Source organism: Pantoea sp. V106_11, from assembly GCF_029967885.1.
In the GTDB taxonomy this organism is placed as follows: Bacteria; Pseudomonadota; Gammaproteobacteria; order Enterobacterales; family Enterobacteriaceae; genus Pantoea; species Pantoea ananatis.
Map to the genome: position 1 here is coordinate 115,944 of NZ_JASCAK010000037.1, position 16,803 is coordinate 132,746.

General features: G+C 54.8%; 15 protein-coding genes. 10 read left to right on the top strand and 5 right to left on the bottom strand.

Features of this window, described 5'->3' with window-relative positions:
* Nucleotides 1-215 precede the first annotated feature (215 nt).
* From QLG08_RS19395 to QLG08_RS19420, 6 genes are all read left to right on the top strand, one after another.
* The gene (locus tag QLG08_RS19395; protein WP_013025183.1) at nt 216-1,175 is read left to right on the top strand and encodes an isoaspartyl peptidase/L-asparaginase; all 960 of its coding nucleotides are present in this window, start codon (nt 216-218) and stop codon (nt 1,173-1,175) included.
* Nucleotides 1,126-3,048, top strand: a complete 1,923-nt coding sequence (locus QLG08_RS19400; protein ID WP_237734470.1) for a dipeptide ABC transporter ATP-binding protein — start codon at nt 1,126-1,128, stop codon at nt 3,046-3,048. Before QLG08_RS19395 ends, QLG08_RS19400 begins: the two co-directional genes overlap by 50 nt.
* Nucleotides 3,049-3,099: 51 nt before the next feature.
* Nucleotides 3,100-4,635: a glutathione ABC transporter substrate-binding protein GsiB gene (gsiB, locus tag QLG08_RS19405; protein WP_282473135.1), complete on the top strand. Its 1,536-nt coding sequence runs from the start codon at nt 3,100-3,102 to the stop codon at nt 4,633-4,635.
* A 143-nt stretch (nt 4,636-4,778) separates the two neighbouring features.
* Entirely contained in the window at nt 4,779-5,705 is a 927-nt protein-coding gene (gene gsiC, locus QLG08_RS19410) for a glutathione ABC transporter permease GsiC (protein WP_014606229.1), read from the top strand.
* Complete coding sequence (gsiD, locus tag QLG08_RS19415) at nt 5,705-6,610, top strand: glutathione ABC transporter permease GsiD (RefSeq protein WP_013025187.1); 906 nt, start codon at nt 5,705-5,707, stop codon at nt 6,608-6,610. The genes gsiC and gsiD overlap by 1 nt, the downstream gene beginning before the upstream one ends.
* Nucleotides 6,607-7,056 carry a DUF4385 domain-containing protein gene (locus tag QLG08_RS19420; protein WP_014593286.1) on the top strand — a complete coding sequence of 150 codons (450 nt, stop codon included), beginning with the start codon at nt 6,607-6,609 and terminating at the stop codon, nt 7,054-7,056. Before gsiD ends, QLG08_RS19420 begins: the two co-directional genes overlap by 4 nt.
* On the opposite strand, the gene rimO is transcribed toward QLG08_RS19420, so the two are convergent.
* A complete protein-coding gene (rimO, locus tag QLG08_RS19425; protein ID WP_013025189.1) occupies nt 7,053-8,381 on the bottom strand; it encodes a 30S ribosomal protein S12 methylthiotransferase RimO in 1,329 nt (442 codons plus the stop codon). The genes QLG08_RS19420 and rimO overlap by 4 nt on opposite strands.
* Nucleotides 8,382-8,757: 376 nt before the next feature.
* On the opposite strand from rimO, the gene QLG08_RS19430 reads away from it, so the two are divergent.
* The gene (locus tag QLG08_RS19430; RefSeq protein ID WP_013025190.1) at nt 8,758-9,393 is read left to right on the top strand and encodes a carbonic anhydrase; all 636 of its coding nucleotides are present in this window, start codon (nt 8,758-8,760) and stop codon (nt 9,391-9,393) included.
* A gap of 223 nt (nt 9,394-9,616) precedes the next feature.
* Nucleotides 9,617-10,753: a PQQ-dependent sugar dehydrogenase gene (locus QLG08_RS19435; protein WP_013025191.1), complete on the top strand. Its 1,137-nt coding sequence runs from the start codon at nt 9,617-9,619 to the stop codon at nt 10,751-10,753.
* Between the two features lies 1 nt (nt 10,754).
* Here the strand turns inward: QLG08_RS19435 and QLG08_RS19440 are convergent, their stop codons facing one another.
* Entirely contained in the window at nt 10,755-11,411 is a 657-nt protein-coding gene (locus QLG08_RS19440) for an HAD family hydrolase (RefSeq protein ID WP_014593287.1), read from the bottom strand.
* Nucleotides 11,412-11,683: 272 nt separating this feature from the next.
* Here QLG08_RS19440 and QLG08_RS19445 point away from each other — a divergent pair, with 272 nt between their 5' ends.
* Nucleotides 11,684-12,886, top strand: a complete 1,203-nt coding sequence (locus tag QLG08_RS19445) for a serine hydrolase (RefSeq protein ID WP_013025193.1) — start codon at nt 11,684-11,686, stop codon at nt 12,884-12,886.
* 30 nt (nt 12,887-12,916) lie between these two features.
* Here QLG08_RS19445 and ybjG read toward each other — a convergent pair whose 3' ends face one another.
* Together ybjG and QLG08_RS19455 are read right to left on the bottom strand one after the other, a co-directional pair.
* Entirely contained in the window at nt 12,917-13,522 is a 606-nt protein-coding gene (ybjG, locus tag QLG08_RS19450) for an undecaprenyl-diphosphate phosphatase (RefSeq protein ID WP_013025194.1), read from the bottom strand.
* 369 nt (nt 13,523-13,891) lie between these two features.
* The gene (locus QLG08_RS19455; RefSeq protein WP_238493147.1) at nt 13,892-15,580 is read right to left on the bottom strand and encodes an aspartate:alanine antiporter; all 1,689 of its coding nucleotides are present in this window, start codon (nt 15,578-15,580) and stop codon (nt 13,892-13,894) included.
* Between the two features lie 253 nt (nt 15,581-15,833).
* Here QLG08_RS19455 and ybjM point away from each other — a divergent pair, with 253 nt between their 5' ends.
* Nucleotides 15,834-16,199 (top strand): inner membrane protein YbjM, encoded by a 366-nt coding sequence (ybjM, locus tag QLG08_RS19460; protein ID WP_014606215.1) that lies wholly within the window; start codon nt 15,834-15,836, stop codon nt 16,197-16,199.
* Between the two features lie 132 nt (nt 16,200-16,331).
* Here the strand turns inward: ybjM and QLG08_RS19465 are convergent, their stop codons facing one another.
* Nucleotides 16,332-16,595: a GrxA family glutaredoxin gene (locus QLG08_RS19465; protein WP_013025197.1), complete on the bottom strand. Its 264-nt coding sequence runs from the start codon at nt 16,593-16,595 to the stop codon at nt 16,332-16,334.
* Nucleotides 16,596-16,803 lie beyond the last annotated feature (208 nt).

A 16,803-nucleotide genomic window follows, 5' to 3' on the forward strand; every position in this document is an offset into this window, starting at 1 on the left:
ATTCTCAGCTTGTCTGTTGCAAGGGCTGTCTATTATGGTGACTTTTCCCTTCAGAGTCACATCGGCATAAGGCACAACGAAAGGTTATTAGCGCATTGTCAGTTTCCGCTTTACAACCTATAGCGGGCTTTCTATATTCAAAAATGGTCCAAACCGAGTTAAAACCATTCAAAATCAGTGTTTTTCCTTCTGATGCAACCACAGGGTAACGCAGTATGGCTAAAGCAGCGATCGCCATTCATGGCGGTGCGGGGGCAATTACCCGTGCCGCCATGAGCGCAGAAAAAGAGCAGGCATACCGACAGGCGCTTTACGACATTGTGACGCACGGGCAGAGCATGCTGGCTCAGGGGGCTTCTGCGCTGGATACGGTGACTGAGGCGGTGCGCAGGCTTGAGGAGTGCCCGTTATTCAATGCAGGTAAAGGCGCGGTGTTTACGCGGCAGGGCACCCATGAACTGGATGCCTGCATCATGGATGGCCGGACGTTACAGGCCGGCGCAGTGGCGGGCGTATCGCGTATACGCAATCCGGTGCTGGCGGCCCGCGCGCTGTTGGAAAACAGCCCGCACGTGTTGTTGGCGGGCGAGGGCGCTGAAGCGTTTGCCCGGGCACAAGGCCTTGAGCAGGTTGAACCTGATTTCTTTTCTACGCCTGAACGTTGGGAGCAACTGCAGCGCGCGCTCGGCAGCGATACCGCGCTGTTGGACCATGATGGTGCGGCCCAGGGCGGCGATCCCCTTGATCCGGACCGTAAGTTCGGCACGGTGGGCGCGGTTGCGCTGGACAACGACGGCAATCTCGCCGCCGCCACCTCTACCGGCGGGATGACCAATAAACAGGTTGGCCGCATTGGCGACTCGCCCTTACCCGGTGCGGGTTGCTATGCCAGCAACGACAGCGTTGCGGTGTCCTGTACCGGCACCGGAGAAGTGTTTATCCGCACGCTGGCCGCTTACGATGTGGCGGCGCAGATGCGCTACGGTGGACGCACGTTACAACAGGCCAGCGTGAATGTTATTCACGACAGCGTGCTGGAGTTAGGCGGCAGCGGCGGGCTGATTGCAGTTGATCGTGAGGGCAACGTCGCGCTGCCTTTCAACAGCGAAGGCATGTACCGGGCTTATGCCCGCACAGATGAGGCCGCAGAGGTGGCAATTTACCGTGAAAGCTAATCGTGAGGCCCTCCACAACAGCCTGTCTGGCACAACAGTATTGACCGACGAGCAGGTGCTGGCCGTACGCGATCTCAACGTGCGTTTTGAAAACGATGGCGTAGTCACCCAGGCTGTACGCCATCTTTCCCTTGACGTCTACCGGGGTAAAACCCTGGCCCTGGTGGGCGAATCTGGTTCGGGCAAGTCAGTGACCTCGCTGGCGTTGATGCGCCTGATTGAGCAGGCCGGCGGAGACGTCAGCGGCGAGATCCTGTTGCGCGGTCGTAACGGCGAGGTACGGGATCTGATGCGCATGCCGCGCGGTCAGATGCGGCAGGTGCGCGGTGCCGATATGGCGATGATCTTCCAGGAACCCATGACGTCGCTTAATCCGGTGTTCTCTGTTGGTGAGCAGATTGCCGAATCCATTCGTCTTCATCAGGGCCAATCCCACGCCGGGGCGCTGGCAGAAGCGCGTCGCATGCTCGACAGGGTACGTATTCCCGATGCGCAAAAGATTCTGCGCCGCTTTCCCCACCAGCTCTCGGGCGGCATGCGTCAGCGCGTAATGATTGCCATGGCGCTGTCATGTCAACCTGCGCTGCTGATTGCAGATGAACCCACCACCGCGCTTGACGTGACGATTCAGGCGCAGATTCTGCAACTGATTCGCGAACTGCAAAAAGAGATGCGGATGGGGGTGATTTTTATCACTCACGATATGGGCGTAGTGGCTGAAATGGCTGACCGGGTACAGGTGATGTACCGTGGCGAAGTGGTGGAAAATGCCGAAACGGCTCAGCTGTTCAGTGCGCCCTGCCAGGCTTACACGCGCGCCCTACTGGCCGCCGTACCGGCGCTGGGTGCCATGCGGGGCCAGCCGCTGCCCGCCAGGTTCCCGCTGATTGGCAGCGATGACGAACCGGCAGTACCACAGAATACCGTACGCCACGATCGGCCACCGATTTTACAGGTACGCAATCTGGTCACGCGGTTTGATATCCGCTCAGGGTTATTTAACCGGGTGAAAAGTCGGGTACACGCGGTCGAGAATGTCAGTTTTGATCTCTACGCAGGTGAAACGCTGGCGCTGGTAGGGGAGTCCGGATGCGGAAAATCCACCACCGGACGCTCCCTGCTAAAGCTGGTTGCCAGCCAGGGCGGCAGTATCACCTTTAACGGTCAGCGCATAAACGATCTCTCCGGTCCTGCTCTGGCCCATCTGCGGCGCGATATTCAGTTTATTTTTCAGGATCCCTATGCGTCGCTGGATCCTCGCCTGACCGTCGGCTTCTCTGTTATGGAGCCACTGCTGGTCCACAAGGTGATGCCGCGCCATGAAGCAGAGCAGCGCGTCGCGTGGTTGCTGGAAAAGGTCGGGTTATTGCCGGAGCATGCAAGGCGCTATCCCCATGAGTTCTCCGGCGGCCAGCGGCAGCGTATTTGCATTGCGCGGGCGCTGGCGCTGAACCCGAAAGTGGTGATTGCCGATGAGTCGGTTTCGGCGCTGGATGTGTCTATTCAGGCACAGATTATTAACCTGATGCTGGATTTACAGCGCGAGTTTGGCATCGCATTTTTGTTTATTTCCCATGACATGGCGGTCGTTGAGCGCATCAGCCATCGTGTTGCGGTGATGTATCTTGGACAAATCGTCGAGATGGGGCCGCGTCAGGCGGTGTTTGAACGCCCGCAGCATCCTTACACCAAAAAGCTTATGGCCGCCGTGCCGATTGCCGATCCGTCGCAGCGGCAGCGCGAGCGCAGTTTATTGGTCGATGAGATCCCCAGCCCAATTCGTTCATTGGGCGACGAACCCGAAACGGTTTCGCTGATGGAAGTCGCGCCCGGCCATTTCGTGGCACGTCACGCCAGCGCGCGACCTGAATAACTAAGCCGTCGCTACGGCGACAAATCAGACAGGGATAACAAGGAGAAGACAATGCAGATAACGATGCGAAAAGGCTTACTGGCAGCGGGCGTACTCAGCAGTGCAATGGCGTTACCCGCTTGGGCCGCACAGGATGCGGTCATTGCCGTGGCCTCTAATTTCACCACCCTCGATCCCTACGACGCTAACGATACGCTGTCGCAGGCGGTCGCAAAGTCGTTCTATCAGGGGCTGTTCGGCTTTGATAAAGACATGAAGCGCATCAACGTTCTGGCGGACAGCTACCAGGTGAGCGAGGATGGTCTGACCTATACGATTAAACTGCACTCCGGCGTGAAGTTTCAGGATGGCACCGACTTTAATGCCGAGGCGGTGAAGGCCAACCTCGACCGTGCCAGTAATCCCGATAATCATCTGAAACGCTATAACCTGTTCAAATATATCGCCAGCACGGAAGCCGTCGATCCTGTGACGGTAAAAATCACGCTCAAACAGCCTTTCTCGGCCTTTATCAATATTCTGGCGCACCCGGCCGCCGCGATGATCTCGCCCGCTGCGTTGAAAAAATATGGTAAGGAGATTGGGTTCCATCCGGTGGGAACCGGGCCGTTTGAATTCGTCACCTGGAACCAGACCGACTTTGTTAAGGTAAAAAAATGGGATGGCTACTGGAAGAAGGGCTATCCAAAACTCGACAGTATCACGTGGCGTCCGGTGGTGGATAACAACACCCGTGCGGCCATGCTGCAAACGGGCGAGGCGAACTTTGCATTCCCGGTGCCCTACGAGCAGGCCAAACTGCTGGAGAAAAACAGCAAGCTTGACGTGGTGGTCTCGCCCTCGATCATGCAGCGCTATATCAGCCTGAACGTGACACAAAAGCCTTTCGATAATCCCAAGGTGCGTGAGGCGCTGGAATACGCGATTAATCGTCAGGCCCTGGTCAAAGTCGCGTTTGCCGGTTATGCCACACCGGCTACGGGTATTGTGCCGCCATCGATTGAGTACGCTCAAACCTATCCGCCCATTCCCTATGATCCTGCCAAAGCAAAAGCGTTGCTGAAAGAAGCCGGCTATCCGAACGGGTTTGAAACCACGCTCTGGTCCTCTCACAACCACAGTACGGCACAGAAAGTTCTGCAGTTTGTGCAGCAGCAGCTGGCACAGGTGGGCGTTAAGGTGAAGGTTACCGCCATGGATGCGGGACAGCGCGCGGCGGAAGTGGAAGGCAAAGGTCAGAAAGAGAGCGGCGTACGCATGTTTTATACCGGCTGGTCTGCCTCCACCGGGGAAGCTGACTGGGCATTAACGCCGCTGTTTGCCACCACCGCCTGGCCGCCAGCGATCTTTAATACTGCCTTCTACAGCAATCCGAAAGTCGATAAGGATCTGGCCGATGCGTTGAAAACCACCGACAGCAAGCAAAAAGCCAAACTCTACAAAGATGCGCAGGATACGATCTGGAACGATCATCCCTGGATTCCACTGGTGGTGGAGCAGTTGGTTTCAGCCCACAGCAAAAACCTGAGTGGCTTTTATATGATGCCGGATACCTCATTTAGTTTTGACGATGCCGAGCTGAAGTAACCCGGCGGACCCGTTCAGGTTGACGCGAGGGGGCACGGCCCACAGCCAAACCTGAGCGGGCCGTGTAATGCCCGCTTTTGCCGTGTGTGCTGAAGCGGGCGGGCAGGCCAGCCGCGACGGCTGGCGGCTGTGTAGGATCTGACATGTTTAACTATTTTCTGAAACGACTGCTGGGCCTGATTCCCACGCTGTTTATCGTGGCGGTGCTGGTGTTTATGTTTGTGCACTTACTGCCAGGGGATCCCGCACGCCTGATTGCCGGCCAGGAAGCCGATGCCTCCGTCGTCGCGCTGGTACGCCAGGAGTTGGGGCTGGATCAACCGCTGCCACTGCAGTTCTGGCACTTTGTCGTCAATGCCCTACAGGGGGATTTTGGCCAGTCGCTGGTGTCGAGGCGGCCGGTTTCACAGGAAATCGCCACCCGCTTTATGCCAACCTTATGGCTGACCTTAGTTAGTATGGTATGGGCGGTGATCCTGGGAATGGCGATTGGCATTGTTTCTGCGGTGTGGCGTAATCGCTGGCCGGACCGCCTGGGCATGACGCTGGCGGTTTCGGGCATTTCCTTTCCGGCGTTTGCCCTTGGCATGCTGCTGATGCAGGTGTTTTCTGTCCAACTGGGCTGGCTTCCCACGGTGGGAGCCGATAGCTGGCAGCACTACATTTTGCCTTCCGTTACCCTGGGGGCGGCCGTCGCCGCCGTCATGGCGCGTTTTACCCGGGCCTCTTTTGTTGAGGTGATGCAGGAAGATTACATGCGCACCGCGCGCGCGAAAGGGGTGCGTGAATCCGGCGTGGTGATTAAACACGGATTACGGAATGCCATGATTCCGGTAGTGACCATGATGGGCCTGCAGTTTGGTTTCCTGCTGGGCGGGTCGATTGTGGTGGAGGTGGTGTTCAACTGGCCGGGGTTGGGGCGTCTGCTGGTGGATTCAGTGCAGATGCGTGACTATCCGGTCATTCAGGCGGAGGTGCTGCTGTTTTCGCTGGAGTTTATCCTGATTAACCTGTTTGTCGATATGTTGTATGCCGTCATTAACCCGGCGATTCGCTTTAAGGACACCTGATGAAAAACTGGCGACGGGAAGCGGCATTAAAAAGTATGCCGCTGTTAAACGGCAACCGGGTGAGAACACCGTGGCGCGAGTTCTGGCGGCGCTTTCGCCATCAGCCCGTGGCGTTGCTGGCCGGTCTCTTCGTGCTGGTGCTGATTGTGTTGGCATTCACGGCACCGGCCATTGCGCCGTTCGACGCTGAAAATTATTTTGACTATGACCGCCTGAATGACGGGCCTTCCCTGATGCACTGGTTTGGCGTGGACTCACTGGGCCGCGATATTTTCAGCCGCGTACTCGTGGGCACCCGAATTTCGCTGATTGCCGGTTTTGTCTCCGTGGCAATAGGCGCGTTTATCGGCACCCTGGCGGGCCTGCTGGCGGGCTACTACGAAGGCTGGTGGGACAGGATAACCATGCGCGTTTGTGACGTACTGTTTGCCTTTCCCGGTATTCTGCTCGCCATTGCCGTGGTGGCCATTATGGGCACCGGTATCAGCAACGTGATTATCGCCGTGGCGATCTTCAGTATTCCAGCGTTTGCCCGTCTGGTGCGCGGCAATACGCTGGTGCTGAAACATCAAACCTATATCGAGTCTGCACGCAGCATCGGGGCATCCGACTGGACGATTATCCTGCGCCACCTGTTGCCAGGGACGGTATCGTCCATTGTGGTGTACTTCACTATGCGCATCGGTACCTCGATTATCACGGCGGCAAGCCTGTCATTTTTGGGACTGGGCGCGCAACCGCCCACGCCGGAGTGGGGTGCCATGCTCAACGAAGCGCGGGCCGATATGGTCATTGCGCCGCATGTGGCGATTTTTCCGGCGCTGGCCATTTTTTTTACGGTTTTAGCCTTTAATTTACTTGGCGACGGGCTACGTGACGCACTTGATCCTAAACTTAAGACATGAAACCTTTTGATTATGACCAGGACTTCAGCACCATCGATTTTCGCAAGCAGCCTGAGCGTTATCAGGTGGGGCGCGGAGAGCAGGGCGTGCTCATGGTCCAGCCTTATAAGGGCGAGATCTTACCGCACTGGCGTTTTCGTACCGTTGAGGTTGCCAAAGCTTCGGCAGAAGAAATCATGGCGCTGTTCGAAGCCTATCGCCAGCAGGATGATTTTGTCGGCATGGACATGGCACGCAAATTTATCCAGATGGGTTATACCCGCGCGCGTCGCTACAGCAACCACAAGGGCGGACGGAAATACGATGCCCAGGGGAAGGAATTGCCCTGGGGCAGGGACGAAGAAAAGGCCGCTGCGGCGGCCATTTTCAAAGCATACTGGGACAAGCTACGTGCTGATGATGACTACCTGGCGCGCAAAAAAGCGCACCAGCAGAAGTACGGTTAAGCGCGGCTGGCCCACAAATCGTATTCGTCTGCGTGTTCCACCTTCACGCGCAGGACATCACCCGGCTTAACGTTGCTCTCGCCGTTCAGGTAAACGGCGCCGTCGATTTCTGGCGCATCAGCCATGCTACGACCAATCGCACCTTCTTCATCGACCTCATCAATGATGACCATAATCTCGCGTCCCACTTTTTCCTGCAGGCGTTCAGCAGAGATCTGCTGCTGCAACTGCATAAAGCGGTCGTAACGCTCTTGCTTAACAGCTTCATCAACCGGATCGGGCAACTGGTTCGCCGTTGCGCCTTCGACCGGGCTGTACTGGAAACAGCCTACGCGATCCAGACGGGCTTCTTTAATGAAGTCCAGCAGCATCTGGAAGTCTTCTTCGGTTTCACCGGGGAAGCCAACGATAAAGGTTGAGCGCAGGGTTAACTCAGGGCAGATTTCACGCCAGCGCTTAATGCGCTCCAGCGTCCGTTCTACTGCGCCAGGACGTTTCATCAGTTTAAGAATGCGTGGGCTGGCATGCTGTAACGGAATATCGAGATACGGCAGAATTTTGCCTTCAGCCATCAGCGGAATAACGTCATCAACGTGGGGATACGGATAGACGTAATGCAGGCGGACCCAGACGCCGAGTTTGGCTAACTGCTCACACAGGCTGACCATGCTGGTTTTTACCGGCGCACCGTTCCAGAAGCCCGTCCGGTGCTTCACGTCCACGCCGTAGGCCGAGGTATCCTGTGAAATCACCAGCAACTCTTTCACACCGGCTTCAACCAGACGTTTCGCTTCATCCAGTACTTCACCAATGGCACGGCTGTCGAGATCGCCACGCATCGAAGGAATAATGCAGAAGGTGCAGCGATGGTTACAGCCTTCAGAAATCTTCAGGTAGGCGTAATGGCGCGGCGTCAGCTTCACGCCCTGTTCCGGCACCAGGCTCAGGAACGGGTTGTGCTGCGGCTTAGGCACGTAGCGATGCACATGCGACAGCACCTGTTCATAGCTGTGTGGACCTGTAATCTCCAGCACCTTCGGATGCACCTCACGAATTTGATCGACTTTGGCGCCCAGACAGCCGGTCACGATGACCTTACCGTTTTCGTTCAGGGCTTCACCGATCGCTTCCAGAGATTCCTGGACGGCGCTGTCGATAAATCCGCAGGTGTTAACAATAACGATTTCAGCATCGTCATAGCGTGGTACCACCTCATAACCCTCGGTGCGCAGTTCCGTCAGGATGCGCTCTGAGTCGACAAGGTTTTTTGGACAGCCGAGCGAGACAAATCCGACGCGCGGCGGCAGTGTATTGGTAGTGGACATAAGGTGGTTTCCGGTTCAGCACAGCAATGGCGCGCGATTTTACCTGTGTTGTGATGAAAATTGTAGCGTTATCTGTAAGGGATTAGTTAAGCGTAAAGTAACGCAAAAACCCGTAAAGGTCTGCACCCATCGCCCGGGGTCGGACGGCAGAACACGAGGGCAACCGAAAGTCAGTAACTCACCGTTGTGTAAAAGAATTTCTAATAAACACCGAATAATCAGGTGGATAAATATTAAACATCTTTAACTTTACGACAGCGATTTTGGTCACATTCTAAGTTGATATTTGCTTGTTTTCATTAATAATGAATCGCTTAACCAGTACTGAAGGCGTCGTTTCTTCAGATCATGACGTGGACAATGTGAGAGCAAAATAATGAAAGAGATCATCAACGGGTTTCTGAGTTTTCAGCAGACAGTCTTTCCCGAAAGAAAGGCGCTTTTTAAAAGTCTGGCATCTAATCAGAATCCAAAAGCGCTGTTTATCTCTTGCTCAGACAGCCGTCTGGTGCCGGAACTCGTTACTCAGCAGGAACCCGGACAGCTGTTCGTCATCCGTAATGCGGGCAACATTGTGCCCTCTTTTGGTCCGGAACCGGGCGGCGTGTCAGCGACAATTGAGTATGCCGTAATGGCGCTGGGGGTTTCTGACATCATTATCTGTGGTCACTCAAACTGTGGCGCGATGAACGCTATCGCCTCCTGTGCCTGTATGGATTCTATGCCAGCCGTCGAGCACTGGCTGCGTTATGCCGATGCGGCAAAAGCGGTGGTTGAGCAGCGTGAATACGATTCGCCTGAGAAGAAGCTCAACGAAATGGTGCAGGAAAACGTGATTGCCCAGCTGAACAACATGAAAACCCACCCGTCAGTTTCGGTCGGGTTACGTCAGGGCAAGCTGCGCCTGCACGGCTGGGTGTACGATATTGAGAGCGGTACGATTCTGGCGCTGACGCCAGGCGGTAAAGAGTTTATCTCACTGGCGGAAAATCCCGATACCTGTTTCGAATAACCGCTTCCGCCCGCTATCTTACTGCGGGCGGTCTCTTCTCTTCACGATCACTTTTCGGGCGGTCTCTTCTTTTCTCTTCACGATCCCTTTTCGGTCGGTTTTCCCAGCGCATGCCATTGCCCATCCTGCTGCCAACGCCTTGTTTAATCTTTTGTAAATCCTTTACTGCATTCCAGACGGTCTGACTACGCTTAACAGCACTGCACGCTGTCAGGAGAAGACTATGGTTCGTATTCCGACCCCGTTGTTATTGAGTGGCGCATTACTCTTTTCCAGCCCGCTGTGGGCGAGTGACCTTAAGGTTGAGGTGCTTCAGGATAAGCTGGATCACCCCTGGTCTGTGGCGTTTTTGCCCGATAATCAGACGTTGCTGATTACTGAACGATCCGGCCAACTGCGCAGCTGGCGGCCTGACAGCGGCTTGTCCGAACCGATTCAGGGCGTGCCAAAGGTCTGGGCGCAGCGTCAGAGCGGACTGCTGGACGTGGTGCTGGCCCCCGATTTTGCCCAGAGCCGCCGCGTCTGGCTCAGCTATACCGAAGCGGACAGCAACGGCAAGGCCGGCGCCGTGGTGGGCTACGGCAAACTCAGCCCTGATAACCGCCAGTTAACCGATTTTCATGAGGTGATTCAGCAAACGCCGCGCCTCTCTAGCGGTAACAATATCGGCACCCGGCTGGCCTTCGATCGTCAGGGCTTTTTATGGATTGCCTTTGGCGACAACTTTGTCAGCAGTGCCGCACAGGACCTCGATAAACTTCAGGGCAAGCTGCTGCGCCTGAACGCGGACGGCAGCGTGCCAAACGATAATCCCTTCGTCAATAAACCCGGCGCGCGCCCCGAAATCTGGGCCTATGGTTTACGCAATCCTCAGGGGCTGGCACTGAATCCCTGGACTCAGGTGATGTGGGAAAGTGAGCATGGTCCCCGCGGTGGCGATGAGGTAAATATTATTCAGAAGGGCAAAAATTATGGCTGGCCGCTGGCAACCTACGGCATTGATTACAACGGCAGTAAGGTGCCGGAATCCAAAGGCACGCATGTGGCAGGCACGGAACAGCCGGCGTTTTACTGGAAAGTCTCGCCAGCGATCAGCGGTATGGCGTTTTATAACAGCGCACGTTTTCCACAGTGGAAAAATTCGCTGTTTATTGGCGCGCTGAAAGAGAAGAACCTGATTCGGTTGCATATCAACGGCGAGAAGGTCGTCGAAGAACAACGGTTGCTGGACGGGCGCAATGAGCGGATCCGCGATGTCCGTCAGGGGCCCGATGGCTATCTCTATTTACTGACGGATGAGGCTAACGGTAAATTGCTCAGGGTTGGGTTGACGCAGGACGCCAGCGCGTCCCGCGGTTAACTCAGCGAGCCCAGTGGCAGACCTGCCAGCCGCGCTTTTCGGCTTCCTGTAACAGCGGTTCCGCCGGATTAATTACGTGTGCATAGTCGGCCTGCGCCAGCATGGGCAGGTCGTTCATGGAATCACTGTAAGCCCAGGTGTGCGCGTAGGTTTCGGCAGGGCGCGCGGCTTTCCATTCTTCTACCCGCTTCACTTTGCCATGCTGAAACGTCAGGGTGCCGTAGGTGTTGCCGCTGTAACGTTCGTCCACCACTTCGACACCAATGGCCAGGGCCCCGCAGGCACCGAGCTGGCTGGCGATAGGATTCACCAGATGTTCGCCGCTGGCGGAGATCACGATAATTCTGTCACCGCGCGCCTGATGCCAGTCAAGCCGCGCCCGGGCTTCCGGGTAAACGCGCGGCATGATATCACGGTGGATAAAGCGTCGAACCCATCCTTCCACCGTCATCGTCGCCATGCCGGTCAGCGGGGAAAGGGTTTTATGCATGTACTCATCAATCGACAGCGTCCCGGCATAATATTGACGCATTAATTCCTGTTCTTCATCAATCAGGTCACTAGAGGCAAAGCCTTGTGAGACCAGCCAGCGTAGCCACAGGCCGGTACTGTCCTCACTAATCAGCGTTTCGTCCAGATCAAACAGGGCTAGATCCATAGGGGTTCTCCTCAATTGAATAAAGTCAGGGTAACCCAGTTTTGTGACGGCCTTAACTTTCTGATTAAAAAATCAGAATTTAGCGCATTTTTATGTGCGACATTCGTGAGGGAAAATGGCACGCGCGAGGCACGCTTGCCAGGGTTAATCTACTAAAATCTATAAAACTTTACGATTAAGCGGTTTTTTTCATTGACGCCAGCGGGTAGCGTTCTTACAGAAGGTGTTAAGCCTTTGACTCTCGTTTTACTAAGGACAATCCGGCCAAGCCCATGACAAATACTTGCTTTTCATCTCACCTGCGGCGTATTGCTGCAACCTCTTTGCTACTCGTTGCGCCAATGGCTGTTTTCGCGGAACAGGCACCGGCCGCCCCTCAAATTGACGCCAAAGCCTGGATTTTAATTGACTACGCCAGCGGCAAAGTGCTGACCGAATCCAATGCCGATCAGCGACTCGATCCTGCCAGCCTGACAAAAATGATGACCAGCTATGTGGTTGGCCAGGCAATCAAATCCGGCAAAATTAAACCTGACGATATGGTAACAGTGGGGCAGGATGCCTGGGCTACCGGCAATCCTAAACTGCGGGGCTCTTCTCTGATGTTTCTGAAGCCCGGCGATCGTATCCCGGTGCATGAGCTGAACAAAGGGATTGTGATCCAGTCCGGGAACGATGCCTGCATCGCGCTGGCGGACTATGTTGCCGGCAGTCAGGATTCCTTTATCGGTCTGATGAATAACTATGTGAAAGCGCTTGGCCTGAAAAACACCCACTTTATGACGGTGCATGGTCTGGATGCCGACGGACAGTACAGCACCGCGCGGGACATGGCGCTGATTGGCCAGGCGCTGATTCGGGATGTGCCGGAAGAGTACGCCCTGAACAAGGAAAAAGAGTTTACCTTTAACAATATTCGTCAGATGAACCGCAACCGTCTGCTCTGGAGCAGCAATCTGAAGGTGGATGGGATTAAAACCGGCCACACTTCTGGCGCGGGAAATAACCTGGTCGCTTCAGCCACCGAAGGCGATATGCGACTGATCTCGGTTGTGCTGGGCACCGCCAGCGATGCCATTCGCTTCCGGGAAAGTGAAAAATTACTGACGTGGGGCTTCCGCTTCTTTGAAACCGTGACCCCAATTAAAGCGGGTGCGCCTTTTGCCCAGCAGCGCGTCTGGTTTGGCGAACATAATCAGGTCAACCTGGGTGTGGAAAAAGACGCGGCACTGACCATTCCTAAAGGGCAGATGAAAAACCTCAAAGCCAGCTACAGCCTGACATCGCCGCAGCTTGAGGCGCCGTTGAAGAAAAACCAGGTCGTGGGCACTATTGATTTTCAACTGGACGGTAAAACGATCGAACAGCGTCCGCTGGTGGTGTTGCAGGATGTGCCGGAAGGCGGCTTCTTCAGCCGCATCATTGATTTTGTGATGATGAAGTTTAATGGCTGGTTCGGAAAGTGGTTCAGCTAAAAACAGGGGACGCCGCGGCGTCCCCTGTTTTTAACCTTGTGTCCAGCCTTTACGAATCGGTAAAGCGAACAGCGCCCGATAGAGCGGGTTGATGATATTGAGCAGGCGTTCGCCATACAGTTGCCAGGCAAGGTGTGACGCCAGGCAACCCAGCATTCCCACCAGAAAACCGCCCAGCATATCCATTGGCCAGTGAACCCCAAGGTAAACACGGGACCAGGCGATTGCGGTGGCGACCACCATCAGAATGATGCCCGACCAGAGCCGATGCCAGAACAGGAAAGCCAGCGCAAAGGTGAAAATCGTGGTGCCGTGATCGCTGGGATAGGAGTCATCGGCCGCGTGCGCAAGAAACTGATGACCAAAATTGATCGCGAAAGGGCGCGGATGCGGTAACAGCTGCCCAACGCACCAGGAGATGGCGAGCGCGTACAGCAGCGCAATGCCGGTTTTTAATACCAGCACACGTTGTGAGGCAACCCGATCGCGCGGTCCCCACAGCCACAGTGCCACAATCAGCAGCGGAACGATGGCGATTAAGTCTCTGGCGATGAAGATGGCAAGCTGCAATAACCAGTGAGGCGAATCCGGTGTTGCGTTAATTGCCATAAACAGGGTGCGGTTCAATTCTTCCATTACGGGATCGGTTCCTCTTACTGATGTTCAGATTCTCTCAATCCGGGAAAAAGGGCTTAAGCCAACGAGCGAAACCGGATTGAGTCTGTCGCATCTGCTAGCACATACTGCTAACAAAATAAGCTGCCTATCCTGCGTGCAGACGGTCAGAGAGTCCATCACAAGGTTCTTAATCTGCGTTAAGGTTGCAAAACGGTTTAAGTTTAATGATGTTTTAGTGTCCAGGCAGGGCGGGCAGGAGAAAGGCATAAAAAAACCCGCTGGGAAAAAGACCAGCGGGCTCCACAATTTGGGGATTTCAAAGAAAAGCAGTGGCACTTATTCAGACTGTGGTCGGGAAAAAAAGTTCTGGACGTCAGTAAAAAAATTTTATAAGGGCAATAACGGCCAGATAATAACGATTAATGTTCCCGCCAGCGTTAGCAAAACGTTCGCGATAGCATAGGTCCCGGCGTAGCCGAGTGCCGGGATGTTACTGCGAGCCGTGTCGCTGATTATCTCCATGGCTGGCGCGCAGGTGCGTGCACCCATAATGGCGCCAAACAGCAGCGCGCGGTTCATGCGCAGAACATAGGCGCCAAACAGGTAGCAAATCACCACCGGTAACAGGCTGACCAGCAGGCCGCACAAGAGCATCAGTGCGCCGTTACCCGATATACCGTGGTCGATACCGCTGCCGGCGCTCAGCCCGACGCCCGCCATGAATACCATCAGCCCGAACTCTTTCACCATCGTCAGCGCACCCTGCGGAATATAGCCAAAGGTAGGATGGTTAGCGCGCAGGAAGCCCAGCATAATGCCGGCAAACAACAACCCTGCGGCATTACCGATGCCAAAGCTAAAGTTGCTGAACTGGAACGTAATTAACCCGACCATCAGACCGATGATAAAAAAAGCACAGAATGCCAGCAGGTCGGTCATCTGACTGTGAATCGCCACAAAGCCGATGCGATCCGCTACACTCTTCACCCGTCGCGCCTCGCCGCTGATCTGCAACACATCACCTTTGTTCAGCATGATGTTGTCATCAATAGGCATCTCGATCTGGCTGCGAATCACGCGGTTGAGAAAGCAGCCGTGATCGGTAAGGTTGAGTTTGCTTAGCCGTTTGTTGACGGCATTGTGGTTTTTCACCACGATCTCTTCCGTCACAATCCGCATATCCAGCAGATCGCGGTCAAAAACTTCTTTGCCGTTACGAAAGCTGGCATCCAGGCGCGCGTGGGCATCCGGATAGCCCACCAGGGAAATATCGTCCCCCAGTTGCAGCACCGCATCACCATCCGGGCTGGCAAGGATGCCATTGCGGCGAATTCGTTCGATATAGCAGCCGGTCTGCCGGTAAATACCGAGCTCACGCAAGTTTTTGCCGCCGCTCCACGCCACCAGTTCCGGGCCGACGCGGTAAGCGCGAATCACCGGCAGAAACACTTTGCGCTGGCTGTCAGCGTCAAGACCGCGTTCGCGCGCAATCTGCTGGGCGCAGGTGGGTAAGTCCTGATGTTGTAAACGGGGCAGATAGCGTGCGCCGAAAATCAGGCTGACTAACCCGACAAGATAGGTTACGGCATAACCCAGGCTGAGTTGATCCTGCATGATGCTCAGCTGTCTGGGATCGCTGATGCTCTGGCGCAGCGTATCACCCGCGCCAACCAGGACCGGCGTGGACGTCATGGAGCCGGCCAATACGCCTGCGGTCAGGCCGATGTCCCAGCCAAAGAGCTTGCCGAATCCCAGGGCCAGCAGCAGGGCGCTGACCACCATCACAATGGCGAGCATGAAATAATTTTTGCCATCCCGAAAGAAAATGGAAAAAAAGTTGGGGCCTGCTTCAATGCCGACGCAGAAAATAAACAACATGAAACCCAGGCTCAGGGCATCCGTATTCATCGAGAAGTGTTGCTGACCTAATAATAATGAAACCACTAATACGCCAATGGAATTTCCGAGTTGTATCGAGCCAAAACGTAATTTTCCCAGGCAAAGTCCCAGTGCCAGTACGAAAAATAATAACAGAATGTCATTACCTCTTAACAATTCTGCGATGTTAACATTCAACATTTTAACTTCTTGTTTACTTGTAACCTATTGAAGAGAGGCCTGTTTTTCGCTATCTTGAGCAGGCCGTAAGATTACCTCCAGCTATCACTGATGTCTGAAAAGGTAACGCGGCCAATATTCTAATCAGAAAAATCATTCTCAGCCATTGGCGACTTTCATTCGTTCTCAAAACGACTGTTTCTTTTTATTTCCACCAGGCTCGGCAAGGTCAAAGGCGAAGTTTTGGCGTGTTTTTAATGAGTGGGGAGTTATGCCGCAGCGTTATTATTTCTGGGCAACCTGCGTATCAGGTGGCGTGTTTTATTGTGTCGTGTTTATGTTTACCCAGGATTTCCGGCTGTCAGGCACGCAGACGCTACACAGCCAGCCTGAATTGCTGCTTTTTTTACTGCCGGGTGCCGTCATGGCGCTCATGCAGCGGGAGGCGCCGCTAAAAAGCACGCTGGTGATGGCGTTTACTGGAACGGTGCTGGCTGCGCTGCTGCTACATAGCGTGTTTGCCGGGAGTGCCAGCTGGAATTATATTGCTGTCTGGAGCATGAGCGGTATGTTCTGGGCGGGATGCGGGGCATTGCTGGTGCGGTTGCTGCGACTGATCGCGGCGTCAAAGCGTTAGGCTACTGTGTTGAGCTGCATCCTGCCGTTGTCGCGTTATCGCACGCGGGGCTGGCTTAACCGATCATCAAGGCGCGGCTGGCATCACGCCAGCGCGCACTTTTCAGGACGTCAGTTCTGATACATCCGTTGCTCAGGCAACAAATCCCAGATTCTCTTTTGTCCAGGCGGCGAATTCGGTGTAGCCACCAATATGCTGCTCATCCAGAAAAATCTGCGGTACGGTGCTGACAGGTTTACCTGCACTGGCTTCCAGATCGGCTTTTGTGATGCCTTCCGCCTGAATATCAACATACTGGTAATTGAAATCGTCACGCCCGGCCTGCAGCTTATCCGCCAGTTCTTTCGCCCGAACACAGTAAGGGCAGCCGGGACGACCAAAAATAACAGCAATCATTGAGAACTCCTTGCGAGGTCAGTGTGTGATGACGATCACACGACAAAGTCTGGAAAGCCGGTAATGATGCCCGCTCGTCGTGCTTAAAGAAAGCAGGATTTACCTGTTAGTCTGATGCCCGCATCCTATGACGTCGCAAAGCCGGGCCCGGTGCTCTGCAATGGCACTCTCCGAAACTGCTGATGGGCAATTTTAGGGATCTTATCCA

Bases quoted from the DNA above. Each gene is read 5' to 3' on its own strand.
- QLG08_RS19395 (WP_013025183.1), top strand. From the start codon at position 216: ATGGCTAAAGCAGCGATCGCCATTCATGGCGGTGCGGGGGCAATTACC.
- QLG08_RS19400 (WP_237734470.1), top strand. From the start codon at position 1,126: ATGCCCGCACAGATGAGGCCGCAGAGGTGGCAATTTACCGTGAAAGCT.
- gsiB (WP_282473135.1), top strand. From the start codon at position 3,100: ATGCAGATAACGATGCGAAAAGGCTTACTGGCAGCGGGCGTACTCAGC.
- gsiC (WP_014606229.1), top strand. From the start codon at position 4,779: ATGTTTAACTATTTTCTGAAACGACTGCTGGGCCTGATTCCCACGCTG.
- gsiD (WP_013025187.1), top strand. From the start codon at position 5,705: ATGAAAAACTGGCGACGGGAAGCGGCATTAAAAAGTATGCCGCTGTTA.
- QLG08_RS19420 (WP_014593286.1), top strand. From the start codon at position 6,607: ATGAAACCTTTTGATTATGACCAGGACTTCAGCACCATCGATTTTCGC.
- rimO (WP_013025189.1), bottom strand. From the start codon at position 8,381: ATGTCCACTACCAATACACTGCCGCCGCGCGTCGGATTTGTCTCGCTC.
- QLG08_RS19430 (WP_013025190.1), top strand. From the start codon at position 8,758: ATGAAAGAGATCATCAACGGGTTTCTGAGTTTTCAGCAGACAGTCTTT.
- QLG08_RS19435 (WP_013025191.1), top strand. From the start codon at position 9,617: ATGGTTCGTATTCCGACCCCGTTGTTATTGAGTGGCGCATTACTCTTT.
- QLG08_RS19440 (WP_014593287.1), bottom strand. From the start codon at position 11,411: ATGGATCTAGCCCTGTTTGATCTGGACGAAACGCTGATTAGTGAGGAC.
- QLG08_RS19445 (WP_013025193.1), top strand. From the start codon at position 11,684: ATGACAAATACTTGCTTTTCATCTCACCTGCGGCGTATTGCTGCAACC.
- ybjG (WP_013025194.1), bottom strand. From the start codon at position 13,522: ATGGAAGAATTGAACCGCACCCTGTTTATGGCAATTAACGCAACACCG.
- ybjM (WP_014606215.1), top strand. From the start codon at position 15,834: ATGCCGCAGCGTTATTATTTCTGGGCAACCTGCGTATCAGGTGGCGTG.
- QLG08_RS19465 (WP_013025197.1), bottom strand. From the start codon at position 16,595: ATGATTGCTGTTATTTTTGGTCGTCCCGGCTGCCCTTACTGTGTTCGG.